Below are 26,499 nucleotides of genomic sequence, written 5' to 3'. Positions count from 1 at the left end.
TAACTTATAAGTTTATGTATGCCATTCGCCGAAAAGGGCTGCAAATGCGTTAATCCCTCTCGCTCACGCATATTTTATTAATGGGGTAGGTAAAACGGTCGATAATTTTAAACACGGTTTTACACTCGTATTCGACTTCAGATTAATAGTCACATCTACGTATTTTCTGTTACTCTGAATAAAACGAATAACAATAATTTTCGGAAAAACATATGTTTGTTTCACGCGGTAAGTATGATGAAAAAGAGGCGTTGGCTAAGCAATTAGAAACGCGTCTGCAAGAAACCTTAGATAGAGTCGCAGTATTAGAAGCTGAAAATACATCGCTGGCAAACGAAGTTGAACATTTACATGCAGCCTCTGCACAAATGAATGATTCTGTTTTGCTTAAATGCATTATCGATGCGCTTCAGCAAATTGATGGCATTCGAGAATCAGTGCTTGCTGCGTTTCACAATATTGATTCAGAAAATCAGTCTATTGCAGACATTGATAGCCTATTTACACACTCAGCATCGACGCTAAGCAATATTGTCAATGATATGAGCGGCTTGAATGTGCAGATGGGCAGTATGAGCGAGCGTATCTCCGGGCTTTCTACTACCGCTGACAATATTAATAAATTTGTCACTACTATCACCAGTATCTCAGATCAAACAAACTTACTTGCTCTTAACGCCGCTATTGAAGCAGCGCGAGCGGGCGATGCCGGTAGAGGATTTAGTGTTGTTGCTGATGAAGTAAGAGCCCTTGCCACTGAAACGAATAAGTCGGCTACCGAAGTATCTGAATTGGTTAATGGTATTATTCAAAGCACCGCTAAAGCGGTATCTGGCGTTAACGAGTTGCGCGGTAATAATGAAAACTTAGAAGCTGGCATCAATGAACTCAACGGCAGCTACGAGGGCATGGTGGCTCACTGTACCAGCATGAAGTCGACAATTACCAAAGGTTCTTTTAGTACGTTTATTCAAACTGTTAAGCTAGACCACGTGGTGTGGAAAGCTGATGTGTATGCTGTGCTTTGTGGCTACAGCGACAAATCTATCTCGGAATTGTCAGATCATTCAAGCTGTCGCCTAGGTCAGTGGTACAGAGAAAGTGCTAGCAGTACCATAGGCAAGACTGCAGCGTTTAGAGAGCTCGACACTCCCCATGCAGCCGTTCACCAAAGTGGTAAAGCAGCGATAGAAGCAAAATTGGCGGGTGATCAAGCTAAATCTGATGCTAAGCTTATGGAAATGGAGCAAGCAAGTGGGCGAGTCATGCAACTTCTCGACACGCTAGCCGGTTATTAGCGGTAATAATGACTATGTGGGTGCGCACGAGAAGCCACCCATTTAGATTTTAAGGTAGCTGACCGTGAGTGATGAGAACCAGAGCATTGCAAGTCAAAAGATAAGCGAGCTTGAAGCACGTGTTAACTCATTGGAGCGACAGCTCAAACGCCAAAAGCTAGCGCGGCAAAGTGCTGAAGCATTTTTGGAAACCTACTCTCAAGATGCTTACTTAGCAAATCAAGCCCTCAGAAAATCCCTTCAGGCCTCCAAACAAAGAGAGCGAGAGTTACTTTATTTAAGTCGCTCGGCTTCTCAACTTGGCGCTAACAGCACCGTGGCCTCTTTTATCTTTTCTGCATTAGAGTCTGCCGTGGAGTTTTGTCAGGCAAGCTGTGGTAAAGCAGTTATCATTAAAAACGGCCACATGGTCGTGGGTGATGATGACAAAGTGCTAACTTCAGATAATGGCTGGGTAGAAGCACCACAGCTCTCCACCCTTATTGTGGATGAGTTACCGTTAACGCTCACAGAGAGTTACTCACATTGGTGCGTTAATGCGGTGGAGCGCCAAGATGTAGGGCGTGAAGCCCGTGTTATCCATCTTATGCACCAACTTTCAGATAACGAATACGCGTGGTTAGCCCTTCTCACTGCCGATGATATCCTAGAGGAAGAAACGCTCTATATCCTCGACACCACCAAACATTACTTAAACTTTGGTCTTCGCGATAAAGACAAATCTCACAAGTTGAGTCATCAAGAAGCTGCCATCTCCTCGATGGAACAAGATAGAAAGCATTTAGAGGAGCGGTTGGTTAGCGCTGATAAAATGGCCATGTTAGGCCAGCTTGCCGCAGGTATTGCTCACGAAATAAATAACCCTATAGGTTATGTAAGAAGTAACACGGCGGTAGCGAAGGAAATATTCAGTGATTACCAAAGCGCATTAGATCAAATTGGTGATTTATGTCGAGATGCGGGTGGTCACATAGCGGAAACCTTCCAAAAATTAGAAAAAGACTTTTCTCTTGAAGATAGCGCAAAAGACATTGCCGAAATGTTTGAGGAGTCTTCTGAGGGCATTGAGCGAATCATCGATATAGTTAAAGCGTTGCGAAGCTTCTCATATCCCAGTTCTGGAAAGCCGGCGGATATCAGCGCTACAGAAGCCATGCAAACCGCAATTAAGTTGACGAATAATCTGCATCGATACAAAAACACAGTACATTTCAAAGCGCCTGAACACGATGCAACCTTCAAAGGTAATGCGGGGCAAATTCAGCAGGTGTTGGTCAACTTTCTAACGAATGCCATTTACGCCACCGCAGAAGGTAAAAGCATTACGCTGAGTGTTGAGGTGGACGAACCTATAGTGCGCCTCATTGTAGAAGATGAGGGGGAGGGAATGCCCCCCGAAGTGCTCAATAAAGTCTTTACGCCTTTCTACACCACTAAGCCGCCTGGCGATGGAACCGGGCTTGGTATGTCAATTTCACTCACGATTGTGGAAGAGCACGACGGAACGGTAGATATTTACAGTACTGAGGGTGTGGGTACCCGCGTTGTTGTTTCTCTTCCTCTTGCTGACGAAAGTTAGTTTTTTTCACCGAATTCCTACTTAAACACATAACGCGATACTAAAGTTTCATTAAAACTAGACGTTAACTAATATTGTTCTAGTCTTAAGTATTAGGAAGCAGTGCTGCACCAGCAGCAATGATGAGTTCTAATGGAGCCCGTGTTTAATGAGAAATAATCAGCCAGTTACTCAAAAAGAGTATAAGTTTCCTCCTCACTTCAGACTAATTTCGTCAACCGACAGGCGAGGTGTTATTCAGCATTGTAATGACGAATTTGTTGAAGCGAGTGGATTTAAGCGAGATGAGTTAATTGGTAAAAACCACAACTTAATTCGCCACCCGGATATGCCACCCTCGGTGTTCAAAGAAATGTGGGCAACCCTTGAGTCTGGTCAATGCTGGCTCGGATTAGTCAAAAATAGACGCAAAGACGGTGATCATTATTGGGTGTCGGCATTTGTCACTCCAGTTTATGATAAATCGACTATTGTGGGTTACGAGTCAGTGAGAGTGCCTGCACTTGCAGAAGAGGTTCAGCGTGCTACTGACATGTACGAGCGAATTCGTGCGGGCAAATCTGCCACATCAGTGTCTCATCAAATAGCACACCGCCTCGGTCATGTTTGGCCGTCGCTATTCATTGGCTTTGTCGGGGTCGCAGCGGTGTGGTTTACATCTAATACAATAGCCGCCGCTATTTCACTTATTGCATTGTTAGTGCTTATCAGTGCACAGGCTGCGAAAACGCGCAGAGAGTGGACAGAGTTCTTATCGTTAAGCCCTGAGAGCTACAGCAATGACATTGTGGCACAGACGTATTTTGCAGACCCTCCTCATATTGCACAGGCAAAGCTGGTTCTTGGCTGTGAACTTGCAAGAACACGTACTGCACTTACGCGAATAAAAGATGCATCCGCGGGGCTTGAAACCGTGTCTCGAACCACTCACACACAGGCTGAAAACACCAGTGCAGCTGTGGTGCAGCAAAATCAGGCTACTCAGCAAATAGCATCTGCGGTAACGCAAATGAGTCAGGCTATTCAGGAGGTTGCTGAGCGGGTAGAAAGCAATGCGAAGAGTGCTAGAACTGCTGCCATGAACGTGGACACGGGCAATAAAAAAGCCGAAGAGGCCATGCAGGCTATTGTGTCATTACGAGGAGCGGTTGAATCAATTTCAGAAACCGTGACTGAGCTAGCGCAGTCAACGAGCGATATTGGCGAGGCTGCCAATATTATTTCCGCCATCGCAGAACAAACAAACCTATTAGCGCTTAACGCGGCAATAGAAGCCGCGAGAGCGGGTGAACAAGGTAGAGGTTTCGCCGTGGTTGCCGATGAGGTAAGAACGCTTGCGTCTAGAACTCGAGACTCTACCGATAGAATTCACAATATTATCACTGAGCTGGCTGAGCGTTCAGACCGTGCGGTACGGGTATCTACCGATGGTTTAGCGTCGGCAGAGAGAGGCAGTTTGATAGTAGAAGAAACCCGCGGTGCCTTGTTTGAAATTAATAACGCAGTAAGCGGTATTGCAGACGCCACGGTGGAGATGTCATCAGCAGTTGAAGAGCAAAGCACGGTTGCTGAGCACATTAATCAACAGCTTGTCGATGTTGCAGACGGTGCTGAGGAAACCCAGCGTTCTTCAGAGGCCTCACTGGCCGCAAGCGATGATTTACGTGAAACGGTTAATCGCGTTCACGAGCTTATTTTGCGCTTTAGTACCGACAAGCGTGTGGGAGAGTAACAATAACTTGCGTGTTATTGACTGTTTAATTCAGCGTGTAAGCCGCGTTTATACGCGGCATAGGCTGGAAAAAATGACACTATGTAAGTGCTTAATAATACAAGTATAACTATTGCTAGGCTGTTTGAAGACAGAAGAGTATCACTTAAAAATAAGCCAAACTCAGCGCTTAACCATGGCTTGAGCACAGTGAGCAAGCCTGTTACCAGCAGCATACTGACACCGCATCCAGCCAACGCGATAAGCAGCGCCTCTAGCTGTACTAATATAAGAAGGGCGGCTGGACTTGCGCCAATAGTGCGTAGTACCGCGATTTCTTGATAACGCTCTCGCATGGTCGCCAATAGCATGGTGGCTAGGCCAATAAGGGCTGACACCACAATAAGTGAAGACAACAGCAAAAGCAGGGCCTCCACATTCCCCATAATTTGCCATAACTCAGCGAGTGCCATGCCCGGCAGTATGGCGAGCACGGGTTCATTGCTTCGCTGATTAAGTTGATATTGTAGTTGCAGAGCGGTTACGCGATTTTTAAGTCCCAGCATCACCGCAGACACCGATGAAACATTATTGTTTTCAACGTTCATCTCACCCATGCGTTGGCGATCAGGTTCCTCTTCGTGGGAATGGGGGGGATTATCGCCCTCGTACGACTCTTTTTCATGGCCAGCTTCTTCGTGACTGATTCCTTTATGCTCACTGTTACCGTGAACAGCAGTTTCACCGTCAGTATGTGCGTGTGCCTGAGCGTGTAAGTTTGACGGGCGCTGGATGGATTGGGATGGCTTAACTATGCCGGAATGGCCAGCATGTTCATGGGCTCTTTCAAGGCCAATAAGCGTGACATACACCGCTTTATCAACAGGAGTGCCTGTTTTCTCTAACACGCCAGCCACTGAAAAAGGAAAGCTGTCGTGCTGACGAAAGGACACATTTCCTAAGCCATGAGATATAACAATACTATCGTCAACGCGGTAACCTAAAGACTCTGCAACGTCAGCGCCAATAACTGCTGAGCCCACGTGGGCGAATGGGCCCCCTTCAGCAAACACCAAAGGTTGTTTATCGCCATATTTGAAATGCTCAAAGTAAGCGTTAGTAGTACCGATGACGCGATACCCGCTGTGTGTATCGCCAAGCGATAAAGGAATTAGCCAAGATACACGGGGGTCGCTGTTGAGCGAAATTACGCTGTCCCAACTAATCCCTTTCGACGGTGTGGTTAAGTTAAAGACAGACGACAGCAATAAATTAAGCTGGCCGCTTGGCGCTCCTACAATCACATCAACGCCCGACACCGTGCGCGTGAAACTGTCTTTCACCTGAGAACGAATAATATCAACACTAAGCAGTAAACTCACACTAATCACAATGCTCACTAACGTAAGAAGTGCAGTGTTCTTGCGGCGCTTTAAACTTTCTATCGCGATTGTGGTTAACACGGTGATACGTCCCTAGAGGCAGTAGGCACATCAGTGACTTTTTGATGATTCGGGGTAAATTGGTGCATACTTATATGCCTTGAGAAATACTTCTTTAAGTAAGGGTCGTGACTGACAAAAACCAACGCACTGTTTTTGGCGAGTTTTTTTAGCACGTCCATGAAGCTATCTCTTGCTTTGGCATCAAGGGCTGATGTGGGCTCATCGACAATTAAAATATCAGGCGTATTGATGAGTGCGCGGGCAATGGCAACGCGTTGCTGTTGACCCACGCTTAGGGTGTCTGCTTTCGCATTTAACAGTTGGTTTGATAGCTGTAAGTCGTTAAGTAGCGTCAATATCCGCTCATCAAGGGCTTTGTCCTTTATATTTGCACCGGCAAAATAGAGCGCGGCCTTAATATTTTGTTTAACAGACAGGTAGGGAATGAGATTAAACTGCTGAAACACAACGCCAATATTGTTAGCGCGAAATCGATCCCGCTGCTTATTAGAAAGTGCAGAAAAAGGCTGTTCCAAGAGTGATATTGTACCGCTGTCAGGTGTAAGTGTGCCGCTTAGCAAGTTTAAAAACGTGCTTTTGCCGCTTCCCGATGGGCCGGAAAGAAACACATGCTCTCCACGGTACAAATGCCACTGATCTATTTCAATAAAAGGGCGGGCTCTTTCACTATGAGCAGCGTTATGGGAAAAGCTAACGTTATCTATAGCAATGGCAATGTTATAAGAACCGTTTGTCTTTGGGCTTTCTGTTGCACTAACGCCTGCTTTCACGCTAACTCCTAACTACTATCTCAATCTTCATTCTTCTATATTATCGAATAACGAAGTGACTTACATGTCTTAGATGTTCAGCCCTAATCAAGATTATTGAGATAGTAAGTCATAGAAAGCGAGCCCTAGCTTTAGGGCAGCTTAATATAAAGGCAGGAGCAAGCACCGTAGAAAGCACGCGTGCTAACGGCTGTTTGCTAGCCGTTAGCTTTGAGTTTTACCACTTCTGCGCTTTCGTCTTCCAGTACGCTTTCAGCAGACGAGCCCTTAAATATTTTACTGATCTTGTCTTTGTTTTTAGACAGCAAGATTGAGAGTTCTTCTAACGCGCTGTCATCAAGACCAATACCCTTCGCTTGGATATATTGCGCTAAGTTATCTGCTGCATCGAGCATCTTGTCGTACTGATCAGCTTCTTTTTTGTCGGTAGTTACCAATTTTTCTACCCCTTTGTGCGTAACAACATACTGTGTGGTAATGGCCATGGTAGGTCCCCTTCTTTTAAGTTCTCGAAAACTGTACAGTATTTAACTGTATAAATAAACAGTTATTAGGTTAATTCTTCTTCGCTGCATAATATTTAATATTCGCTTTTTAAAATGTACGTTGTGTAGAGCACTCGGGACGTCACAGCCAATTCATAAACATAAATAACACCTTTTATTTTGTAGGGTTCAGTGTCACCATATGGATGGGGACAATGCTAATTCCATGGCGATGCTGCTTTTTCTTCAATGGCCTTTTAAGAAACAAATTGAGAGTAAAAAACAGATTGAGAATAAAGAATAGATTGAGAAACGGAATACTCAAAAATGGAGAAAGCTGCCCGTGAGCATTAAAGTCCCAAAGGATATTAGCGTTATACAAACTATTGATGTTATTCCGCACATTATGGAAATGCTTGCGGATGTAACAGGATTACGATTTATTTGTGTGGCTCGAGTAACCAAACAAGAATGGACTATGTGTTCTGTACTCGACCGTATCGAGTTCAATCTGAACCCAGGTGACAAGCTTGATATACAAACCACCTTCTGTAATTCGGTAAGAATTTCTCAGCAGCCCATTATTATTGAACATGCGTCTGAAGATGACGAGTTTAAGCAAAGCCCGATCCCACAAATGTATGGCTTTGAAAGCTATTTCTCATACCCTATATACGATACTGACGGCAATTTTTTTGGCACTATTTGCGGTTTAGACCCTCGTCCTGCAACGCTTAAAACCGAACTTATTACTAATCAGATATCTTCTTTCGCTGCACTCATCTCTCGCCAAATCAGAATAAGCGAGGCCCTAGAGGATACAAAAGCGGCCCTTTTTGACGAGCAGTCGGCAGCTAAGTTGCGTGAGCAATACATCGCTATTTTAGGGCACGATATTAGAACGCCTCTATCGTCACTAAAAATGGGGATCGACTTTTTATCTGATATTATCCAGGACGATACGGCCAAAAACGTGCTAACACGTATGGATAACAGTGCAAGTAGAATGTCTAGGCTGATATCAGATGTTATGGATTTCACCCATGGCAAAATGGGAAGTCGTATTCCCCTTAACACGCAGTATGTTGACAACCTCAATAGCGTTTTACTGCATACAGTGTCAGAGTTAACGCTGCTGCATGAGCAGTGCAATATACAATGCGATATCAATGTAAAGGGTAAGGTGCATTGCGACCCTGAACGGATTAGCCAAGTACTGTCTAACCTTTTAATAAACGCCATTGTGCATGGCGATGATACCCGGCCGATTCAGGTGAATGGGAATATTGTTGATAACAGCTTGGTCGTCCGAGTTTCCAATCACGGAGATGCCATTTCACCTGATGCGATGTCACGACTATTTCAGCCGTTTTGGCGACAGCAAAATCATCGAGATACAGGTGGCCTAGGGCTTGGGCTTTTTATCGCATCGCAAATTTCCAGCGCCCACAACGGAACGTTAACTGTAGAATCAGATGCCTCGAAAACAGAATTCTCGCTGAAAATTCCTATCTAAGCCGTCCCCCAATAACAGTAAAGTGTACATCCCTCCAGAACTGTTAAATATGGCAGTGATTAATGCTTGTGCAATTTTAACGGTATGCGTATAATGCGCGCCCTTACAGCCATCCCAATTCGTTCCTTGTCTCCATACAGTTGGCTGTACTGTCGAGGCTACAACCGTAAGGAGCTATAATGCGTCATTACGAAATCGTATTTATGGTTCACCCTGATCAGAGTGAACAAGTACCTGGTATGATCGAGCGTTATACTACTATTCTTAAGCAAGACGGTGGTCAGATTCATCGTTTAGAAGATTGGGGCCGTCGTCAATTGGCTTACCCAATCGAAAAGCTACACAAAGCACACTACGTACTAATCAATGCTGAAGCATCTGCTGACGCCGTTGACGAATTGGAAAATGCTTTCCGTTTCAATGACGTGATCTTGCGTAACATGGTAATGCGCACTAAAAACGCTGTTACTGAGCCTTCTCCAATGATGAAAGAAGAGCCTCGTCGTGAGCGTCGTGAAGATTCTGCACCTCGCACAGAGCGCGCAGAAAAGAAAACTGAAACCACTGAAGACAACGCTTAAGGAGATCACCCATGGCTCGTTTTTTCAGACGTCGTAAGTTCTGCCGTTTTACAGCAGAAGGTGTGACCGAAATAGATTACAAAGATATCGCTACTCTTAAGAACTACATTACTGAGAGCGGTAAAATTGTCCCTAGTCGTATTACTGGTACTAGCGCAAAATATCAGCGTCAGCTGTCATCTGCGATCAAGCGCGCACGTTTTCTTGCGTTGCTTCCGTACACTGATTCACACAAGTAATTTGGCGAACTTAAGGGGTAGCTTAGATGAACATCATCCTACTAGATAAAATCGCCAATCTTGGCGGCTTGGGCGACCAAGTGACTGTAAAGTCTGGTTATGCTCGTAACTTCCTTTTCCCACAGGGTAAAGCGGTTCCTGCAACTAAAGACAACGTTGAAAAGTTCGAAGCACGTCGTGCCGATCTTGAAGCGAAAATTGCTGATCAGCTAGCTGCTGCAAACGCAAACGCTGAAAAAATCAACGAGTTGGCTGAAGTTACAATTGCTGCACCTGCTGGTGAAGAAGGCAAGTTGTTTGGCTCTGTTGGTACACGTGACATCGCTGATGCAATTACTGCAGCTGGCGTTGAAGTACAAAAAGCACAGGTTAAACTACCTACCGGTACACTTCGTGAAACTGGTGAGTACGACATCGACGTACAGATTCACTCTGATGTAACCACTTCAATTAAAGTGATCATCATTGCTGAAGCGTAAGCGTTCATGTAATTAGAAAAACCGCTCTTATGAGCGGTTTTTTTATGCCTAAAAATCACCTATACACACTGGTATTACTTACATTTTTATACTTGTGCTAGGTAAGGTATAAATACAATACTATCAGTGTATTAATTCTCTTTGAGGTCGCTATGCAGCTCGCTATTACGTTCGCTATGAAGTTCGTCATTTTATCTCTCGTATTGCTTTTATGTGGATGCGCCGCAAAAAACCACGTTAAGACTAATGCTCCTTCAGAGTCGGTGATAAAGCGAGATAGCACGGATGGATTTGAAGAGCGATTCAGCAACCTTTACGCTAACTTTCCAAGCTATCCAATTACGTGTACTACAAATTGCTATGCGCCTACTGACAAAATAAAGTGTGAAGGCGATATGGAAGACTGTGTCTATCGCGGTGACAATCCGTCACTGGCTATCGATAGCGGCTTTACCGTTCGTTGGTTAGGGCATGCTAGTTTTGTGGTGACAACCGAAGAGGGACAGCAGTTTCTGTTTGACCCCGTATTTGAACAATTTGACTGGCCGGTAAATTGGGCATTTAAATTAGCAGATGGTTTTTTCCGCAACCCTGCCTCAGCGCTATCATCACAAGAAATAGAGCAAACTGACGCCGTCATGTATTCCCATATTCACTACGATCATTTTAATAAATCGGATATCGAGCACATTGGTAATATGCCCTCCTATCTAGTACCACTAGGGTTTGGTGAGCACTTTCCTACTGGCGGCTATAACATTACCGAAATGGCTTGGTATGCAAAAAAAGCACTCGGCGATACCACCATACACTTTGTTCCTGCCCATCATTTCAGCAGTCGTATAATGGTGCCCTTCTTGTATGAAGATAATGACAAAGCGCTATGGGGTGGTTGGGTGCTAGAGCGCAACGGTAAAACCTTGTTCTTTGCCGGCGACACTGGTTACTCAGCTCACTTTAAAGATATCGGCGATCGATTTGGTCGTATCGATGTTTGCCTACTTCCTATCGCCTCGTACTTCAGTGAGTCGTCTCCTAAATGGTATCGCAATGTGCACACCACGCCAGAAGATACGCTTGTGGCTGCAAAGGAATTGAACTGTGGCGTGATTGTTCCGTGGGGTTATGGCAATGCGAGTTGGCAAATGGGTGATAAAACCTCCCACTCAGCACTGTTTAGGTTAATAGAAATGGACAAGCAGTTAGATAACACCATCCCGCTGTATATTCTCAATGAGGGGGAAGAGGTGACCTTTTAAGGCCACCTAGTTCTTAACGTTTGCTAATTTTTTCACACTTCAATCGCCATTCATCATCAAGAACGGAGAGCGAAGACAGTGCTGTTGCCAAGGCTTTATCTGTTTTTGTGTGCGTACACTGCATGAGTTCATGCACACTAACGGTGTTGTCCTGGCGTTCAATCAAACGCACCTCATCGCCGGGATGAATAACGCCGGTTTTTAACACTCGGTAATACCAACCTGTGATGCCTCTTTCACCCACAAATCTGTCTAAATTTGATATACCAAATCGTTGAGATATTTTGCTGCAAGGCGCTCTTGGAGCACTCACCTGTAATTGAACCTCACCAAATTGCCAAATATCGCCAATGAAAACTGTTGCGTCGTCCATGCCCTCAACACTCAGGTTTTCACCTATGCTGCCGGGTACAAACTCTCCCTCGGGGAAATGTTTGCGAAGGGTAAGGTAGTTAGTGGGATTATATTGATGCAGCACTTTTTCAGGGCCACCGTGAAGGCGCTTGTTTGCCTGTAAATCTTCATCAGTTTTATCGGTATGCACAGTGAGTTGAGACACCGGCTCTTTTACAATACTGCTGGGTGCTCCTCTCGGCCCTAAAGGGCTTGGTTGACCTGCAAACAGTGCATTGACTTTAAATTCTGACATACCGACTCCGCGTTTTTGAAAAAACTTATTTTTTTCTTTAAACCTTTCTACTATAGGCTACGACTAAGGTTATAACACTAACAAGTGCCACACTGACATTTTCTATTACAGTGTACACAAAAAAGAGAGCGTAATGGAGCAAGGCCACCAACGCATTTGTTGCGACAGAGCGGTTTTTACCGCTAAATCACAAAGCGAGGTAATCGCTGACGTAAAAGCGGGCAGTAAATACGCTTTTAAGACGCTATACGAGCAGCATATAGGCCGCGTCTATGCACTATGTTACCGCTTAACTGGCGACAAAAGCTTAGCCGAAGATGCGTCGCAAGAGGTGTTTATTCAGCTATGGAGAAAAATTGCCAGCTACGATGGCAATAGTCAATTTTCTACTTGGCTACACAGCGTGACGGCGAATGTCACTATCTCCTATATGCGTAAGCAGCGCAGTTGGTTTCAGCGCATGCTAAATATAGAGACCAGCAGCATTACAGAGCCTGTAGCGCCTCAAGAAACAAATGATCATGATTTAGACACGCATATTCGCGCGTTGCCAGAACGAGCCCGACTTGTGTTCGTACTTTATGCAATAGAAGGCTATCGACATGAAGAGATAGCCAGCATGCTCAATATGGCGGTGGGCTCGAGCAAAGCACAGCTGCATCGAGCCAGAGGGCTTTTAAAACATGCAATGGGGTGTACCGATGAGTAATGCGGATAAACAGTTGTTACAGCGCCTTAACGAATTGAAAAAAGAACGTCAGCCAGAGCGAGATCTTTGGCGTGGTATTGAACTAGGGTTAACCCGTCAAGATGACGGGGCAGAAGGTAGCGCTGTAATCAATGAGCATGGCGGGCGTCAGGCAGTGTTCGCCTCAAAAGGCCTGTGGGCAGTGGCTGCCGCGTTTGCTGTTGTGTGCTCCATGCTGTGGTTTTTAACGCCTATTGGTAACCCTTCAGCATCACAACCTACTGATATGTTGGTTAACGCGCCGGGCTCAACACATAAAGATGGTTCAGTGAATAACTACGAACTTGTTGAAGCACAAAGCTTACAGCAGCGTCAATACATTACGGGATTACTCGCAAGTTATGAAACTACGCCAGCGCTAACAAAAGACTGGCAGCAGCAATTAAATGAATTAGATACGGCAGCAGATGCCATCAAAGCAGCATTAAAAGAGGACCCTGATAATTCAGCGTTAATCAAAATGCTACACCATGTTTATCAACAACAAATTGCCTTAGTTGAGCGAGTGCACGCGCCAAAATGGCAGCAAATTTAATAAGAGGTAATCTAATGAACGCAAAACTGAAAAACAGACTAACACCTAAGGCGATAGCAGCACCTAAGGTAGTAGTAGCATTTAGCACCGTGATATTACTCGCGCTTTCACCTACTGCGCTTGCAGGTGAAAAAGTCGATAAAACCATTGAGACTTCATTATCACCAAAACTCGATATTGAACACGTAAACGGCAGTGCCGAAATCAAAGTGTGGGACAAGTCACAGGTTCGCGTGGTCGGGGAGCTCGGCGATCGAACGGAAGAGTTTATTTTTGAAAAGCGTGGAGATGTGGTTGTTATTCATGTTGAGGTAAAGCGCAAGTCGAAACAGTGGTATGGGAATAATAACGATGGCGATGAGCTTACCATTTATGCGCCTGTTGGCAGTGACCTTCACTATACCGCAGTGAACGCTGATGTCATTGCTACAGGGATTCAAAATGCTGTAGACATTGAAGTCGTCAATGGCGACGTAACCATTGAGAATTCGGGTTCACACATTGAAGTAGAGTCGGTAAACGGTGATATTGAGTTGTTAAATGTAGTGGGCGACCTCGATGTGGAAACCGTTAACGGTGATATAGAGGTAACGCATACAGGCAGTAATGAAATTTCATTTACTTCGGTTAATGGAGACCTAGACGTCAACACAACAAGTCCAGAGGTTGCGGTTGAAACGGTCAATGGTCGTATTGAGCTTACATTAGCAGCAATAGATAGATTAGAAATTGATACGGTTAATGGGAAGACGACGGCTAGTATGTCGTTAAACGACAACGGACAAGTAAAAGCAAACTCCGTTGGTGGTGCTATGTCCCTTGCCTTTCAACAAGGTGTTTCAGCGCAGTTTGACATTGAGGCCCATGCTGGCGGCAACATCAAGAATAATCTTAGCGACGATGAAGTGAAGAAACCGAAATACGGTCCAAGTCGTTGGCTTCGCTTCATTCAAAACGGTGGCTCTGCAAACGTTGACATTTCTACCGTGCACGGGCGAATTGAAATAGACGAAAAGTGAATAAGCTAGTGCATTTCTAATTCGTTTACTAGGTTGAATAATCAGATTTAGTCCGCATTTATTAATCATGATGTGGTTCGCTAAAAATCGATAGATAAAAAGCTGCTCACACAAAGGCAGCTTTTTTTTTGATACAAATTAAGAGATAAACCGTACAGATTTTCTCTTCGCTCCCCCAGCTTTCCTTGAACTCAACGTCAAAGCGATAAGGTTGTGTTAGATCAACACGTACTAAATAGCAGCAGTTATGATGAGAGCGAGTGTGAAAGCGAAGGTGATAGCAGTGATAGGTTGCAGGAAGCCACAATAGATTTAGAGATAATGGAGACAGCAGTGAAGATTATTGGACATGTTAAACGCTTTTGGAAATTTCATAGCCTTATTATAGGCGCGTTTGGCATCTGCGCATTAACGTTAGGTTGCGCTATCCATGAACCGTCCTTTTATGAGGGAACATGGGTGATAACAGATACTTATCAAGATGAAAAAAGTAGCCAAAATACGAGTAAGAGTCGCGTACTTGGGAGCTCTTTCACCTACTCGGCCACGTCCGCTCAGCTAGACCAATTTGCCTGTGAAGTGCCTGAATACGACACTCAACGGTTAAGTTTAGATGACTTTTATTCACAATATAAGGTAGATCCGCAGCGTATTGGTTTTTCACGGGACGACGTCACTAAGATTGAACTAACCTGTGCATCTGATGTTGCAACGTTAGGCAGAACACTGCTCATTCAGCAAAGCGATAACGCAGTTATACCCGCTAATGGAACGTTTTTTCGCCTAGAAAAAGCAACGATTTAAAAGCGGTATTCCACAATACGGGACCTTTTGTGTACGCTAAGAGGCAACTCTCCCTAAGTCGTTTTCGTATTATGGTCGTGAAAACGCAAAGGGTTTATACCACTTACAGTGGTGTTTGGCGTTGTCATTACTGGCTTAAAACATCTGTGTAAATATTGTCCTGTTGCAGAGAATGCGGTGTAAGTTTATTGAGAGACGCGTGGTAAAAGCGCATAATAGTTCACTGTTTTTGTTTCATCACAATAGGTTTCATACGTGGCTTCTCCCCCCCAAGGCGATAAGAATATAGAAAAATTGAAGGTTCCCCCTCACAGTATAGAGGCGGAGCAGTCTGTTTTAGGCAGTATGCTTATCGATCCTGAGAGTTGGGATAAAGTAGCGGAACTCGTCACTGAAACAGATTTCTACAATCGTTCGCATCAAATTATATTTAAAGCCATAACTCGTCTTTTAAATATCAGTAATCCCATCGATCTCATTACCGTATCTGAAGAGCTAGAAAAGCACGATCAGCTTGAAGATGCTGGTGGGTTTGCCTATCTCGGTGAGCTGGCGAAAAACACACCGAGTTCGGCTAACGTGGTTTCTTATGCTCAAATTATTAGCGAGCGTGCAATAACCAGAGAGCTTATAGGCGTTGCGCACGAGATTGCAGAGGTTGGCTACAACCCAGAGGGCCGAGATAGCGCCGATATTCTCGATTTAGCAGAAAGCCGAGTGTTTGAAATCGCCGAGCGAAGAACCGGTGAAAATGAAGGTCCTCGCAATGTTGAGTCTGTTCTAGGTAAAACTATTGACCGACTTGAGGAGCTGGTTAAGACAAATAAAGAGGTGACCGGTGTTACAACAGGGTTTACCGATTTAGACAAAAAAACCAGTGGCCTGCAGCCTTCCGATCTTATTATTGTTGCAGCTAGACCATCAATGGGTAAAACCACGTTCGCGATGAACTTGGTCGAAAATGCCATGATGGCAGAAGAAAAGCCGGTTCTCGTATTCAGTCTTGAGATGCCCTCTGAACAAATTATGATGCGTATGCTTGCATCATTAAGCCGTGTTGACCAAACAAAGATTAGAACCGCTCAGCTAGATGATGAAGATTGGGCGAGAATTTCAAATACGATGGCGATGTTAAAAGACAAAGACCGCCTTTTTGTTGATGATTCTTCAGGCCTAACACCCATGGACGTGCGCAGTAGAGCAAGAAAGCTTGCCAGAGAGCGCGGCGGTATCAGCCTAATCATGATTGATTACCTTCAGCTAATGCGGGTTCCTTCGTTAAGTGAAAATCGTACTCTTGAGATTGCAGAGATATCACGCTCGCTAAAAGCACTAGCAAAAGAGCTGGAGGTGCCGGTAGTGGCCCTATCTCAGCTTAACCGTACCCTAGAGCAGCGAGCCGATAAGCGACCGGTTAACTCGGACTTACGTGAATCAGGCTCTATCGAGCAAGATGCCGACTTAATTATGTTTATCTATCGTGATGAGGTGTATCACGAAAACAGTGAAGATAAAGGTATCGCGGAAATTATTATTGGTAAGCAGCGTAACGGGCCTATTGGTACCTCTCGACTTACTTTCCAAGGCCAGTTCTCGCGCTTCGACAATTACGCAGGCCCCGCCATGGCCGATGATTATTAGCGCTACTAAAGAGTAGGGTATACCACCGCTAGTGCTTAAATCGCCGCGCTCTGTAAATTAATCAAAGCATCAGTTAGAGCGTCAGTTGAAACACAGTAGTAAAAAAGACAGACACAAAAAAGGCGCCCTTAGGCGCCTTTTCGCGTTAGCTGGTTGAGAATTACTTCTCTTCAGCTACTTTAACAGTGTCTTTAACTGTCACTGATATGCGACGGTTTACACGATGTGCTTCAGCGTTACTTGCTGAATCTAGTAATTGTGTCTCACCATAACCTACTGTCTCTAGACGAGTAGAATCGATACCATACATATCAACCATTACGTCTTTAAAGTTAGCAGCACGACGCTCAGATAAGTCCATGTTGTATGACTCAGTACCTGGCGCAGAAGTGTGACCTTCGATTACCGCTGTAGTAGAAGGATACTGCTTCATGAAGCCAGCAAATTCAGAAATTTCTGGATCTTTAGGCATTTTAACAACAGCACTTTCACTGTCGAAAAGAACGCGTAGTGTAATTTCTACCGTCTCTTCGTCAAAAACAGTACAACCTTTCGCATCAACTTTTACGCCAGCTTCTGTATCTGGACACATGTCTTTGCTATCTACAACGCCGTCGTTGTCTGCATCTTTAATTGCACAACCCATTGCATCTACTTGCGTACCTGCTGGTGTGTTTGGACACTGATCAACGCTGTTCATTACGCCGTCGTTATCATTGTCTACAGAACAACCTGTTGCATCAACGCGAACGCCGGCAGGTGTCATAGGGCACTGGTCTTTACCGTTTACAACACCGTCGTTGTCGCTGTCCATTGGCGCTGCTGGTGTGCTTTTACCAAATGGTACTGCAATACCTACTTTAACGCTGTAGTCGTTATAGTCTTCGCCAAAATCGTGGTAAGCGGCAATTTCTGTGATAAGTCTTACAGACTCATGTACGTTCCAGTGCTTACCAATACCGACGTTACCTTGAGTAGTCGATACACCTACTGATTGGCGCTTAACACCAGCAAATAGGAAGTAGGCGTCATCAGGCATGAAGTACATAGCGTCAACGCCAACCATCTCACCGTCTGCGTCATTTGCAGGGATGCCGGCTGCATTATCTAATTCTAAATCAGTGAACTCTACGCGAGCTGCCCAGCTTTGTGTGAAACGAAAGCCGTATTCTAGTGAAAGGCCTTGACCCTTATCGTAGGTTCCGCCTTCAGTGAGTGACAAAGGGCGAGATTCGTCTGCATTGTAGTACATGCCTGAAAGACCAATCCAGTGCTTGTAATCTGGTTCTGAAGATTCTTGTGCAAACGCATTTGTTGAAGCCATTACAGCAAGAGATAGCGCTGCTAATTTTAAGTTGTGTTTCATAGTCACATCCTGTTTAACGTTGAGTGATTATCAAATTGATAATTATAGTTGTGCTTGCGAGCTTAGTTTTGAACTAGTTTCCTAGGACAAAGCACAAAGCATGCCATTTATTATGCGGGCTAAGCTGCTGTCCCTTGTAGTGTGGCAATAATAGTGCGTCTTCCACCGCTGTCGCGGTGCTCGCCGAGCATGATACCTTGCCACGTGCCAAGTGCAAGTTTTCCTTGCTGTACGGGCACAGTTATTTCGCATCCTAATAGGCTAGATTTAATGTGGGCCGGCATATCATCGCTTCCCTCATAGGTATGCCTAAAATACGGGGAGTCTTCTCTTACGCTGTGGTTAAGATAATCTTCCATATCTTGACGAACCGTAGGGTCAGCATTTTCGTTTACCGTGAGGCTGGCGCTTGTGTGCTGTAACCACAAATGCAGCAAGCCAACCTCAACAATATGCAGCGAAGGAATGGCTTCTACAATTTTTTCAGTGATGAGGTGGAAGCCTCGTGGGTAAGAAGGCAGTGTAATTTTTTCAGACTGCCAGACATTATTTGTCAAAGCAGATTTCCAAATGAGCGAGTCCTTCGTCACACATAAACGGCAGAATGATTTTCGCACCGTCTACTTGGTGACTTATTGTGTGCTGATGACCAGACACTACAATAGGTGTTGCCATACCAAATTCGTACCCTCGTTCGGCAAGGTCTCGTTTGGCATTTCCGCAAATCATGTTAGTGACTTCACCGACCATATCAGCCACTTCAGCGTCAAGCTTCTCAGGTCGCTCTCCTACCATACGTTCCATGATGGTAAGTGCTAGCGCCTCATCAAACGTAATCGACATAGAGCCCCTTACGTTTGGACCTACCATACCAATAAGTCCTGACACATCACCTTTAGCCACGTCGCTTTGTTTTTTCTTTGGTTTGCCCGGTGTAAGTTTGGTCTGCGCCATTGTTTCCATTACGTTGAGTAAACCGCCGATAAACGGATTTACAAATTCAGCATTCATGTACTTGCTCCTTAAGTGAGGAATCTTCCGTTTTCTGACATTCTGCGCAAAGTCCATGTGCTTCAATAGTTTGCTTAGAGACCCGAAAGCCGTGTGCTTCAGCCTGACTGTCAAGCGTATCCTTAAGGCCTTCCGATTGAATCTCTGCCACATCGCCACAGCTATCGCAGATTAAAAACTGAACCGGGTGATTACACCCAAAGTGATAACAGGCTACAAATGCGTTGGTAGATTCTAGTCGATGAATAAAACCAAAATCGAGTAAAAAATCTAATGCTCGATAAACGGTGGCCGGCTTAGCGCTAGACTCGGTTTCTTTTAGCGAATCAAGTAGCTCATAAGCACCCATAGGTCCGTGTTTGGCAAGCAGTATTTCGTACACTTTCTCTCGCAATGGCGTAAACCTTGCCCCGCGCTGTTCGCAGTAGGCACGCGCTTTGTGAATGAGTGTCATATTATTCATTTATCGCTACCGTTAGCTCGGCCATCACAGTAGCTACCTATATACTATATAGGTACCACCTAGGCCATTAATTAGGCTATTAAAAAGTCTTCTTTTAACAATATTATAGAGCACTTTAGTTAAGCATTTCTTTTTCGTGCTTTTTTACAAAATTAGCGCATTGATTCTTTAATGGCGGTACTTCAATGCTAAAACCTTTCATACTTTTAGTTCTGATACTGACGTAACCACTATTTTTTCAATAAACTCGCACAGAGAAAAAGCGTACCTGTCAGTCTCAACGTGGCTGCCATAAGTGCAGTAGCCCGCGTCACTTCTATTTAAAAACAACTATTTAAAACAGCTATAAAAAACTGTTATACAAAAATAAGTACAACTTTTACGAAACCCTATAGTGAGGGATCGCACGGCGCGAAAATAAATCTACCGTACCTGAGATTTTGCTCTGTTTATTACAACCGATGAGACGTAAAACCGGAATGCAAAAACTGAACTGTCACACTATTTTTTACAATACGTTGCTCGCAGTATAACACTGTGCTTTTACGACACAAATGCCAAGGCTATTTTATCCACCATTATCCAAAATAATGTGAATCATTAAGTCGTACAGTAAGCGTACTTTCGTTTATGCTATGTGAAGAATGTCAGCGTTTTTCATAAAATGAGCAGCAAAGGCCCAAAGCTTTGTGATTATGATGAGCAAGAGCAAGAAAATTAGAAGGCACTTAATCTATGATGATTAATTTATCTGGTACTGAAATCAGTAAGCGCAGAGCAATATGGGTAATCTTTAGCCGTGGAAAAATTGTGGTGCGAGAGAACGATCCTATATTGCCTGAGGCGCACTTTGAGGAGCTTTCGTTTCTCGCATCGTATCACGAAGACGTGCATGAATTGCCTCCTCTTAATGATGCTGCTGTAACCGAAGCGCCCATATACGTGGTTGACGTTGGCTCTGAACACATTGAAAGCCCTGGCTGGGAACGAGTTTCACTTCGCCAGCTTCTATTTACACAACAAAATATAGCGTTTTCTGTGCTAGGTCGAGCTTGGCAATATATCCATTTTTTACGAACCCACAAGTTTTGCGGGCAGTGTGGCGCTGAAATGGAGCGTGTAAACTGGGAGATGGCAATGCAATGCCATCGCTGTAAGCATCGCACGTATCCCCGAGTATCGCCCTGTATCATCGTTGCCATTCACAATGGAGAAAAGCTGTTATTGGCCAAAGGGGTCAGGCACAAAGAAGCAAATATGTACTCTACGCTGGCTGGGTTTGTGGAAAGCGGCGAGAGCCTTGAAGAAGCCGTTCACAGAGAAGTTTTCGAAGAAGTTGGGGTAAAAGTAAAAAATCTACGTTACTTCAACAGTCAGCCGTGGCCATTCCCTCATTCATTAATGGTTGGGTTTATCGCCGAATACGACGGTGGCGATATCGTGTGCCAAGAAAATGAAATAGATGATGCTCAATGGTTTGACGTGGATGCGCTACCTAATATACCGCCTAAGGTTTCAATTGCTGGACAGCTTATAGCGGAAACGTTGTCGTTGATAGGCGAAAAATAACCCGCCCTGTCGTCAATAAGCGACAAATAAAAAACCCTGCCGGAGCAGGGTTCTAGGTTTTTTTAGCACGGTCCTCTGAGAGGCTTCTTTTTATTAGCGTGTATAGTAATAGCAAAGGTATTTTAAAAGCGCAAGTAAATTTGTGCATTAGGGTTGTCGCTATTTACACACACTACTCATCGCTCTGTGCAGCGCATACATCGAAAGCATGTGTTTGAATTAAGGTTTTTCACACACACAGTGATAATTACTGGTATAATTTTGCCGTTTAATTTTAATCTCAAATCAGGTGAGTTATATGTCGCAAAATATTCCAAATGTCGATAAGCCAGCGTTAAAGAACGATCGTTATTTACGGGCGTTGGAAAAAAAGCCGGTTGATGTAACACCCGTATGGATGATGCGACAAGCAGGTCGATACTTACCAGAATACAAAGCAACACGTGCTGTGGCAGGTGACTTTATGTCACTGTGCAAAAATGCAGAGCTAGCTTGCGAAGTGACGTTGCAGCCCCTTAGAAGATTTCCTCTCGATGCGGCAATTTTATTTTCAGATATTCTAACTATTCCAGATGCCATGGGATTAGAGCTGTACTTTGAAGCAGGGGAAGGCCCACGTTTTAAAAAGCCTATTACCTGTAAAGCCGATGTAGATAAAATTGGTATTCCCGATCCTGAAGGCGAACTGCAGTATGTGATGAACGCAGTGCGCACTATTCGCAGAGAGTTAAAGGGCGATGTTCCGTTAATTGGCTTTTCTGGCAGTCCGTGGACGCTAGCGACTTATATGATTGAAGGTGGCTCAAGTAAGGCGTTTACAAAAATTAAGAAAATGGCGTTTGCAGAGCCTGCAATACTGCACACCTTACTGGAAAAATTAGCTGATTCAGTCACCTCGTATCTTAATGCGCAAATTGCTGCCGGTGCTCAGTCTGTCATGATTTTTGACACGTGGGGTGGCGTTTTATCGCCACGTGACTACAAAGAGTTCTCGCTACAATACATGGAACGTATCGTGAGTGGGTTGACGCGAGAAAACGAAGGTCGAAAAGTCCCTGTTACCTTGTTTACCAAAAATGGCGGCATGTGGTTAGAGTCTATCGCAGCAACTGGCTGTGATGCAGTTGGCCTAGACTGGACTATCGACATCAAAGAAGCCCGCGCCCGCATTGGCGATAAAGTTGCTCTGCAGGGGAATATGGACCCTTCAATGCTGTATGCGCCGGCTCAGCGAATTGAAGAAGAAGTGGGCACCATCTTGAAAGGATACGGAGAAGGCTCTGGTCATGTGTTCAATTTAGGCCACGGTATTCATTTAGACGTTCCGCCTGAAAATGCAGGTGTCTTCGTTGACTCTGTGCACAAGTTAAGCAAGCAGTACCATAAATAGCCTTAATTCTGTTTAAATAAATCAGCAGGCTGGGTCAACACGCCCTAATCATTAGCAGGTGAAAAAGGATAAACGATGAAAACCTGGCTGTTAGTGCTGCTTGTCGCTTTTTCTGTTATTGCCGGTTTTAAGGTGGTCTCTTATCAACAGAAACTAGATCACTCAAAAGTAGAACACGAACGCCTAAGCGATGTCTTAGCGCGTTCTCGTTCTACACAAACCAGCGAGCTAAAAATTATAAAGCCTATCAATAAAGTGAAAGAAGTAAGAGAGACCGCTGATGTGTCGGCGGCTCATAAAGATTTGCTTCACTTTTTTGATACATCGCCGTACGAGCAACTATTCTCCCTTGATAATATCGCCTGTACTCAAGTCGCTTGCGAGATTGTGGGTGTATTTATTGGCACGGTAGATGAGCTCAACGATGCAGTAAAAAGTCTTCCAAATCCTACATGGTGGACGTTTGGGGTAATGGAATCATCAGATGAGGCTTTACAAACCGAAGTGGTAAAATTTAGTGCTACTTTTATGCCTCATAAACAACAGACAGATAAAACCGTTTCCCAAGAACAAACAACTTCGGTTAAAAACCCGTTAACCAAAAGCGCTTGAGAACACGATTAAGTGGGCTTACCTTGTGAACATGCCCGAGCGAATAATTTTTAGCTAGGCGTCTCGCACAAGTCCCTTCTCGATAACTCTGATCAGCCTTTGTTGCTTGCGCTGTTCGTTTCTTTGGTGATGTTCTTTTGCAGTTTGTTGAGTCATAGCCCAATCAATATGCCTATCAACTTGCTCGCTTACCATTCCTCTTTGTGCCTTTAATAGCGCTATATTATCTTCACTAAAATCAGCATTACCGATAGCAACAGCAATATTACGCTGCCATTTTTCATACCCAATGCGGCGAATAGGTGAGCCCAGTGTGTTGGCTAAAAAGGTTTCCTCACTCCAAGAAAATAAGGTTAAGAGGGATTGTCCGTGCAGTACTTGTCTTGGATGAAAATCTTCTTCAGTTGTAACATCGGCATAGCGGTTCCAAGGGCAAACAAGCTGGCAATCATCACAACCATAAATACGATTGCCCATCAGGGGTCTAAGTTCCTCGGGAATATCTTCGCCTGACTCAATAGTAAGATAGGAAATGCATCGTCTCGCATCCACTTTGTAAGGGGCTACAATGGCATTGGTTGGGCAAATAGTCATACAGGCTGTACAGCTTCCACAGCCCTCTTCAATAGGAGAGTCGGTAGGCAACGGCAGGTTGATAAAAAGTTCGCCTAGAAAGAACCAAGAGCCGGCCTCTTTATTCAGCGTTAAACTGTGTTTTCCGGTCCAGCCTAGTCCAGCTTTTTCGGCAATGGCATGCTCTAGCACAGGGGCAGAGTCTACAAAAGGCCGATATTCAGTATCACGATATTCGATAGCACTTAACGCAGCAGTAATTTTCTCACCCAGTTGCTTAAGTCGCTTGCGGAGCACTTTATGATAGTCTCGCCCAAGCGCATAGCGACTGATGTAGCCAATGTCTGAGGTTTTAAGGTGTTTGGCAAAAGATGCATCGGGAGGCAGGTAATTCATTCGCACGCTGATTACTCTTAGCGTACCGGGCACCAATTCGTCTGGCCGAGCCCGTTTCATGCCATGAGCTTTCATGAAGTGCATGTCACCGTGGTAGTCGTTGTCTAGCCAATCTTGTAGATGAGCCTCGTGCTGATGTAGATCAATATCGCTGATACCAACCTGTTGAAAGCCTAGCGCAGCTCCCCAAGCCTTGATATTGTGGGTTAACTCAACGAGATCAATAGAATTAATTGCGGACATTTTCTCATGCTAGATACTCAACTCACGTCAAGTTTATCATACAAACTATTTCGAGCCGACCAAGTTCGGGAAAATGAAAAGTTAGCTGCTGCTAATTCAAACTGTGACATGTTCACATTGATGCAGCGCGCGGGAGACGCGGTTTTTAAGCAATGCTTAGAGCTCATTCCAAACTCCGATGTCTATCTTGTTCTTGTGGGTCAGGGCAATAATGCGGGAGACGGTTACATAGCCGCAATGAACGCAAAGCTTGCAGGTAAGCAAGTGTTTGTGTGTGCTATTGAGCCTGAGCGAGTGTTAGAAGGCGATGCCGGACTCGCGCAAAAGCGATGGGTTGACTCAGGTGGCGCTGTGGAATGTTTCGATGCATCACTGCTTGAGCGAGCCGATGTGATCATTGACGGGCTATTGGGCACGGGAATTAATAGCTACATCAGAAACGAGTTTGCCGATGTTATCGATGCCATAAACAGTAGCGATACCCCTGTGGTGAGTGTTGATGTTCCCTCTGGTTTAGATGCCAATACCGGCCAAAGCCTAGGTCGCTGTGTGCAAGCTGATATTACGGTGACTTTTGTCGGCATCAAGCCTGGGTTAGTAACCGGAGCGGGTAAGCAGTCTTGTGGTAAATTGGTTTATGCTGATTTAGGCATTGGTAACGCGTTTCAATCGTTAGCAAAGGCGAGCGCTACCATGCTAAACATAGACCATTTCAAAGGCATGGGACCACGGGACGTGCACAGTCATAAAGGCACCTATGGTCGATTGCTATGTATAGGTGGTAATAAGGGCACTGCCGGAGCCATTCGTTTAGCGGGCGAAGCGGCGCTTCGAAGTGGTGCGGGTATGGTGCGTGTTTATACTCACGAATCTTCCGTTGTGCAGGTAAGCGCTGGTCGCCCTGAATTAATGGTGACCGATAGCCAGTTAGACGATGCTCTTCAGTGGGCAAGTTGTGTGGTTATCGGCCCTGGGCTTGGTCAGAATGAGTGGGCTGAAGACGCCTTTTCAACCACGCTTAAGCATTGCCAACAGACGAATAAGCCTATTGTTATTGATGCTGATGCGCTAAATATACTGTGCAAGCAGTCTACGGCGTTCACGCTATCGCAAAGTATTCTTACCCCCCACGCGGGGGAAGCCGCTCGTTTGTTAGGCGTGTCCATAGATGACGTTGAAAGCGACCGGTTTAACTATGCTCGCCAGTGTTCACAGCGCTACCATTCGGTGTGTGTGCTCAAAGGTGCAGGTACGTTAATCGACAACGAGAAAAAGACGTGGGTGTGTCGACACGGTAACCCTGGCATGGCAACCGCTGGCAGTGGCGATGTACTAAGCGGTATTTTAGGCGCGTTACTCGCTCAAGGGGTAGAGACCGATATTGCGGCTAAGTACGGCGTTGTACTGCATGCAAAAGCGGGCGACGATATTGCCCAACAGTATGGACAACGTGGTATGATAGCGAGTGATTTTTATGATGCGGTTCGTAGCTTGATAAACCACAAATAAGTGCCTTTGTAATAAGGCCTTCCTGATTTGCGGTTTGTAAGATATTTACTGCACAGTTTAGTTTCAGTGGAATAACGTAGATGTCTTACCCGCAGTCCTCCTATTTTGCTAGCGATGTTGATGATACATCGCTACTAGCTCAAGACCTTGCTCAAGCAGTGTCTAGCCAATTGCCCGCAAATGTGGTCGTTTTTCTCAATGGCGACCTCGGCGCTGGAAAAACTACCTTTAGCCGATATTTTATTCAGGCACTTGGTCATTCAGGTAGTGTTAAAAGTCCTACCTATACACTGGTTGAACCTTATGAGTTAGACAGCGTCAATATATATCATTTTGATTTATATCGGTTGTCAGATCCTGAAGAATTAGAGTTTATGGGCATACGCGATTATTTTGGCGGTGATGCGATTGCACTTGTTGAATGGTCACAAAAGGGGGGAGAGTACTTGGCATCCCCTGACTTAGTGATTAATATAAACGCAACGCCATCGGGTAGGCAGTTTGTTTTAGAGTCAAAATCTGCACTTGGTGCCAAGCTGCTCCAGCAATGTAAACGTATATAAAAACGATAAAATCACATCTTGTGTA

General features: G+C 44.8%; 27 protein-coding genes. 18 read left to right on the top strand and 9 right to left on the bottom strand.

What is annotated here, in order from left to right; all coding sequences use genetic code 11:
- Window positions 1-212 precede the first annotated feature (212 nt).
- The 3 genes from JV36_RS0114135 (at window position 213) to JV36_RS0114125 (ending at window position 4,609) form a co-directional block, all read left to right on the top strand.
- Complete coding sequence (locus JV36_RS0114135) at window positions 213-1,298, top strand: methyl-accepting chemotaxis protein (protein ID WP_032097686.1); 1,086 nt, start codon at window positions 213-215, stop codon at window positions 1,296-1,298.
- Window positions 1,299-1,362: 64 nt separating this feature from the next.
- Window positions 1,363-2,877, top strand: a complete 1,515-nt coding sequence (locus JV36_RS0114130) for a sensor histidine kinase (protein ID WP_032097687.1) — start codon at window positions 1,363-1,365, stop codon at window positions 2,875-2,877.
- A gap of 148 nt (window positions 2,878-3,025) precedes the next feature.
- A complete protein-coding gene (locus JV36_RS0114125) occupies window positions 3,026-4,609 on the top strand; it encodes a methyl-accepting chemotaxis protein (protein WP_032097688.1) in 1,584 nt (527 codons plus the stop codon).
- Between the two features lie 14 nt (window positions 4,610-4,623).
- On the opposite strand, the gene JV36_RS0114120 is transcribed toward JV36_RS0114125, so the two are convergent.
- The 3 genes from JV36_RS0114120 to JV36_RS0114110 all read right to left on the bottom strand — a co-directional run bounded on the left by JV36_RS0114120 (window position 4,624) and on the right by JV36_RS0114110 (window position 7,309).
- On the bottom strand, window positions 4,624-6,051 hold the full coding sequence (locus JV36_RS0114120) for an ABC transporter permease (RefSeq protein WP_032097689.1): 1,428 nt from the start codon (window positions 6,049-6,051) through the stop codon (window positions 4,624-4,626).
- Window positions 6,045-6,824 carry an ABC transporter ATP-binding protein gene (locus JV36_RS0114115; RefSeq protein ID WP_052010362.1) on the bottom strand — a complete coding sequence of 260 codons (780 nt, stop codon included), beginning with the start codon at window positions 6,822-6,824 and terminating at the stop codon, window positions 6,045-6,047. The genes JV36_RS0114120 and JV36_RS0114115 overlap by 7 nt, the downstream gene beginning before the upstream one ends.
- Before the next feature lie 197 nt (window positions 6,825-7,021).
- Window positions 7,022-7,309, bottom strand: coding sequence for a YebG family protein (locus JV36_RS0114110; RefSeq protein ID WP_032097690.1), 288 nt, complete (start codon window positions 7,307-7,309; stop codon window positions 7,022-7,024).
- Between the two features lie 343 nt (window positions 7,310-7,652).
- Here JV36_RS0114110 and JV36_RS0114105 point away from each other — a divergent pair, with 343 nt between their 5' ends.
- From JV36_RS0114105 to JV36_RS0114085, 5 genes are all read left to right on the top strand, one after another.
- Window positions 7,653-8,825, top strand: a complete 1,173-nt coding sequence (locus JV36_RS0114105; RefSeq protein ID WP_032097691.1) for a GAF domain-containing sensor histidine kinase — start codon at window positions 7,653-7,655, stop codon at window positions 8,823-8,825.
- 179 nt (window positions 8,826-9,004) lie between these two features.
- Complete coding sequence (rpsF, locus tag JV36_RS0114100) at window positions 9,005-9,406, top strand: 30S ribosomal protein S6 (RefSeq protein ID WP_032097692.1); 402 nt, start codon at window positions 9,005-9,007, stop codon at window positions 9,404-9,406.
- An 11-nt stretch (window positions 9,407-9,417) separates the two neighbouring features.
- Window positions 9,418-9,645 carry a 30S ribosomal protein S18 gene (rpsR, locus tag JV36_RS0114095; RefSeq protein WP_012519954.1) on the top strand — a complete coding sequence of 76 codons (228 nt, stop codon included), beginning with the start codon at window positions 9,418-9,420 and terminating at the stop codon, window positions 9,643-9,645.
- Between the two features lie 26 nt (window positions 9,646-9,671).
- Window positions 9,672-10,124 carry a 50S ribosomal protein L9 gene (gene rplI, locus JV36_RS0114090; protein ID WP_032097693.1) on the top strand — a complete coding sequence of 151 codons (453 nt, stop codon included), beginning with the start codon at window positions 9,672-9,674 and terminating at the stop codon, window positions 10,122-10,124.
- Between the two features lie 176 nt (window positions 10,125-10,300).
- A complete protein-coding gene (locus tag JV36_RS0114085) occupies window positions 10,301-11,383 on the top strand; it encodes an MBL fold metallo-hydrolase (RefSeq protein WP_032097782.1) in 1,083 nt (360 codons plus the stop codon).
- Between the two features lie 13 nt (window positions 11,384-11,396).
- On the opposite strand, the gene JV36_RS0114080 is transcribed toward JV36_RS0114085, so the two are convergent.
- Entirely contained in the window at window positions 11,397-12,032 is a 636-nt protein-coding gene (locus tag JV36_RS0114080) for an MOSC domain-containing protein (protein ID WP_032097694.1), read from the bottom strand.
- A gap of 133 nt (window positions 12,033-12,165) precedes the next feature.
- Between JV36_RS0114080 and JV36_RS0114075 the strand changes: the two genes are divergently transcribed.
- The 5 genes from JV36_RS0114075 (at window position 12,166) to dnaB (ending at window position 16,779) form a co-directional block, all read left to right on the top strand.
- Window positions 12,166-12,741 (top strand): RNA polymerase sigma factor, encoded by a 576-nt coding sequence (locus tag JV36_RS0114075; protein ID WP_032097695.1) that lies wholly within the window; start codon window positions 12,166-12,168, stop codon window positions 12,739-12,741.
- Complete coding sequence (locus tag JV36_RS0114070) at window positions 12,734-13,315, top strand: hypothetical protein (protein WP_032097696.1); 582 nt, start codon at window positions 12,734-12,736, stop codon at window positions 13,313-13,315. Before JV36_RS0114075 ends, JV36_RS0114070 begins: the two co-directional genes overlap by 8 nt.
- 14 nt (window positions 13,316-13,329) lie before the next feature.
- Window positions 13,330-14,334, top strand: coding sequence for a DUF4097 family beta strand repeat-containing protein (locus tag JV36_RS0114065; RefSeq protein ID WP_081926634.1), 1,005 nt, complete (start codon window positions 13,330-13,332; stop codon window positions 14,332-14,334).
- A 213-nt stretch (window positions 14,335-14,547) separates the two neighbouring features.
- Entirely contained in the window at window positions 14,548-15,138 is a 591-nt protein-coding gene (locus tag JV36_RS0114060) for a hypothetical protein (protein WP_235207850.1), read from the top strand.
- Between the two features lie 255 nt (window positions 15,139-15,393).
- A complete protein-coding gene (gene dnaB, locus JV36_RS0114055) occupies window positions 15,394-16,779 on the top strand; it encodes a replicative DNA helicase (RefSeq protein ID WP_032097697.1) in 1,386 nt (461 codons plus the stop codon).
- Between the two features lie 160 nt (window positions 16,780-16,939).
- Here the strand turns inward: dnaB and JV36_RS0114050 are convergent, their stop codons facing one another.
- The 4 genes from JV36_RS0114050 to JV36_RS0114035 all read right to left on the bottom strand — a co-directional run bounded on the left by JV36_RS0114050 (window position 16,940) and on the right by JV36_RS0114035 (window position 19,619).
- Window positions 16,940-18,145, bottom strand: a complete 1,206-nt coding sequence (locus tag JV36_RS0114050) for an OmpA family protein (RefSeq protein WP_032097698.1) — start codon at window positions 18,143-18,145, stop codon at window positions 16,940-16,942.
- Between the two features lie 119 nt (window positions 18,146-18,264).
- Window positions 18,265-18,702, bottom strand: coding sequence for a secondary thiamine-phosphate synthase enzyme YjbQ (locus JV36_RS0114045; protein ID WP_032097699.1), 438 nt, complete (start codon window positions 18,700-18,702; stop codon window positions 18,265-18,267).
- Window positions 18,692-19,156 carry a chemotaxis protein CheX gene (locus tag JV36_RS0114040; protein ID WP_032097700.1) on the bottom strand — a complete coding sequence of 155 codons (465 nt, stop codon included), beginning with the start codon at window positions 19,154-19,156 and terminating at the stop codon, window positions 18,692-18,694. The genes JV36_RS0114045 and JV36_RS0114040 overlap by 11 nt, the downstream gene beginning before the upstream one ends.
- Window positions 19,146-19,619: a transcriptional repressor gene (locus tag JV36_RS0114035; protein ID WP_032097701.1), complete on the bottom strand. Its 474-nt coding sequence runs from the start codon at window positions 19,617-19,619 to the stop codon at window positions 19,146-19,148. The genes JV36_RS0114040 and JV36_RS0114035 overlap by 11 nt, the downstream gene beginning before the upstream one ends.
- Window positions 19,620-20,354: 735 nt before the next feature.
- Here JV36_RS0114035 and nudC point away from each other — a divergent pair.
- From nudC to JV36_RS0114020, 3 genes are all read left to right on the top strand, one after another.
- Window positions 20,355-21,188, top strand: a complete 834-nt coding sequence (gene nudC, locus JV36_RS0114030) for an NAD(+) diphosphatase (RefSeq protein ID WP_081926633.1) — start codon at window positions 20,355-20,357, stop codon at window positions 21,186-21,188.
- Window positions 21,189-21,486: 298 nt separating this feature from the next.
- The gene (gene hemE, locus JV36_RS0114025) at window positions 21,487-22,578 is read left to right on the top strand and encodes a uroporphyrinogen decarboxylase (protein WP_052010364.1); all 1,092 of its coding nucleotides are present in this window, start codon (window positions 21,487-21,489) and stop codon (window positions 22,576-22,578) included.
- 75 nt (window positions 22,579-22,653) lie between these two features.
- Window positions 22,654-23,190: a hypothetical protein gene (locus tag JV36_RS0114020; protein ID WP_032097702.1), complete on the top strand. Its 537-nt coding sequence runs from the start codon at window positions 22,654-22,656 to the stop codon at window positions 23,188-23,190.
- 54 nt (window positions 23,191-23,244) lie between these two features.
- Here JV36_RS0114020 and queG read toward each other — a convergent pair whose 3' ends face one another.
- Window positions 23,245-24,402: a tRNA epoxyqueuosine(34) reductase QueG gene (gene queG, locus JV36_RS0114015; RefSeq protein WP_032097703.1), complete on the bottom strand. Its 1,158-nt coding sequence runs from the start codon at window positions 24,400-24,402 to the stop codon at window positions 23,245-23,247.
- A 6-nt stretch (window positions 24,403-24,408) separates the two neighbouring features.
- Between queG and JV36_RS0114010 the strand changes: the two genes are divergently transcribed.
- The gene (locus JV36_RS0114010) at window positions 24,409-25,911 is read left to right on the top strand and encodes a bifunctional ADP-dependent NAD(P)H-hydrate dehydratase/NAD(P)H-hydrate epimerase (RefSeq protein WP_032097704.1); all 1,503 of its coding nucleotides are present in this window, start codon (window positions 24,409-24,411) and stop codon (window positions 25,909-25,911) included.
- An 80-nt stretch (window positions 25,912-25,991) separates the two neighbouring features.
- On the top strand, window positions 25,992-26,474 hold the full coding sequence (gene tsaE / locus JV36_RS0114005; RefSeq protein ID WP_032097705.1) for a tRNA (adenosine(37)-N6)-threonylcarbamoyltransferase complex ATPase subunit type 1 TsaE: 483 nt from the start codon (window positions 25,992-25,994) through the stop codon (window positions 26,472-26,474).
- Window positions 26,475-26,499 lie beyond the last annotated feature (25 nt).

Origin of the sequence: Alteromonas sp. LOR (assembly GCF_000753865.1) — a bacterium.
GTDB lineage: Bacteria > Pseudomonadota > Gammaproteobacteria > Enterobacterales > Alteromonadaceae > Alteromonas.
The sequence above is the reverse complement of the archived record's forward strand: the minus strand, read 5'-3'. Positions and strand labels throughout refer to the sequence as shown.

What these genes read in the sequence shown, in the direction of transcription:
- JV36_RS0114135 (WP_032097686.1), top strand. Translation starts at nt 213, where the DNA reads ATGTTTGTTTCACGCGGTAAGTATGATGAAAAAGAGGCGTTGGCTAAG.
- JV36_RS0114125 (WP_032097688.1), top strand. Translation starts at nt 3,026, where the DNA reads ATGAGAAATAATCAGCCAGTTACTCAAAAAGAGTATAAGTTTCCTCCT.
- JV36_RS0114110 (WP_032097690.1), bottom strand. Translation starts at nt 7,309, where the DNA reads ATGGCCATTACCACACAGTATGTTGTTACGCACAAAGGGGTAGAAAAA.
- rpsF (WP_032097692.1), top strand. Translation starts at nt 9,005, where the DNA reads ATGCGTCATTACGAAATCGTATTTATGGTTCACCCTGATCAGAGTGAA.
- rpsR (WP_012519954.1), top strand. Translation starts at nt 9,418, where the DNA reads ATGGCTCGTTTTTTCAGACGTCGTAAGTTCTGCCGTTTTACAGCAGAA.
- rplI (WP_032097693.1), top strand. Translation starts at nt 9,672, where the DNA reads ATGAACATCATCCTACTAGATAAAATCGCCAATCTTGGCGGCTTGGGC.
- JV36_RS0114085 (WP_032097782.1), top strand. Translation starts at nt 10,301, where the DNA reads ATGAAGTTCGTCATTTTATCTCTCGTATTGCTTTTATGTGGATGCGCC.
- JV36_RS0114080 (WP_032097694.1), bottom strand. Translation starts at nt 12,032, where the DNA reads ATGTCAGAATTTAAAGTCAATGCACTGTTTGCAGGTCAACCAAGCCCT.
- JV36_RS0114075 (WP_032097695.1), top strand. Translation starts at nt 12,166, where the DNA reads ATGGAGCAAGGCCACCAACGCATTTGTTGCGACAGAGCGGTTTTTACC.
- JV36_RS0114070 (WP_032097696.1), top strand. Translation starts at nt 12,734, where the DNA reads ATGAGTAATGCGGATAAACAGTTGTTACAGCGCCTTAACGAATTGAAA.
- JV36_RS0114065 (WP_081926634.1), top strand. Translation starts at nt 13,330, where the DNA reads ATGAACGCAAAACTGAAAAACAGACTAACACCTAAGGCGATAGCAGCA.
- JV36_RS0114050 (WP_032097698.1), bottom strand. Translation starts at nt 18,145, where the DNA reads ATGAAACACAACTTAAAATTAGCAGCGCTATCTCTTGCTGTAATGGCT.
- JV36_RS0114040 (WP_032097700.1), bottom strand. Translation starts at nt 19,156, where the DNA reads ATGAATGCTGAATTTGTAAATCCGTTTATCGGCGGTTTACTCAACGTA.
- JV36_RS0114035 (WP_032097701.1), bottom strand. Translation starts at nt 19,619, where the DNA reads ATGAATAATATGACACTCATTCACAAAGCGCGTGCCTACTGCGAACAG.
- nudC (WP_081926633.1), top strand. Translation starts at nt 20,355, where the DNA reads ATGATGATTAATTTATCTGGTACTGAAATCAGTAAGCGCAGAGCAATA.
- hemE (WP_052010364.1), top strand. Translation starts at nt 21,487, where the DNA reads ATGTCGCAAAATATTCCAAATGTCGATAAGCCAGCGTTAAAGAACGAT.
- JV36_RS0114020 (WP_032097702.1), top strand. Translation starts at nt 22,654, where the DNA reads ATGAAAACCTGGCTGTTAGTGCTGCTTGTCGCTTTTTCTGTTATTGCC.
- queG (WP_032097703.1), bottom strand. Translation starts at nt 24,402, where the DNA reads ATGTCCGCAATTAATTCTATTGATCTCGTTGAGTTAACCCACAATATC.
- JV36_RS0114010 (WP_032097704.1), top strand. Translation starts at nt 24,409, where the DNA reads ATGCTAGATACTCAACTCACGTCAAGTTTATCATACAAACTATTTCGA.
- tsaE (WP_032097705.1), top strand. Translation starts at nt 25,992, where the DNA reads ATGTCTTACCCGCAGTCCTCCTATTTTGCTAGCGATGTTGATGATACA.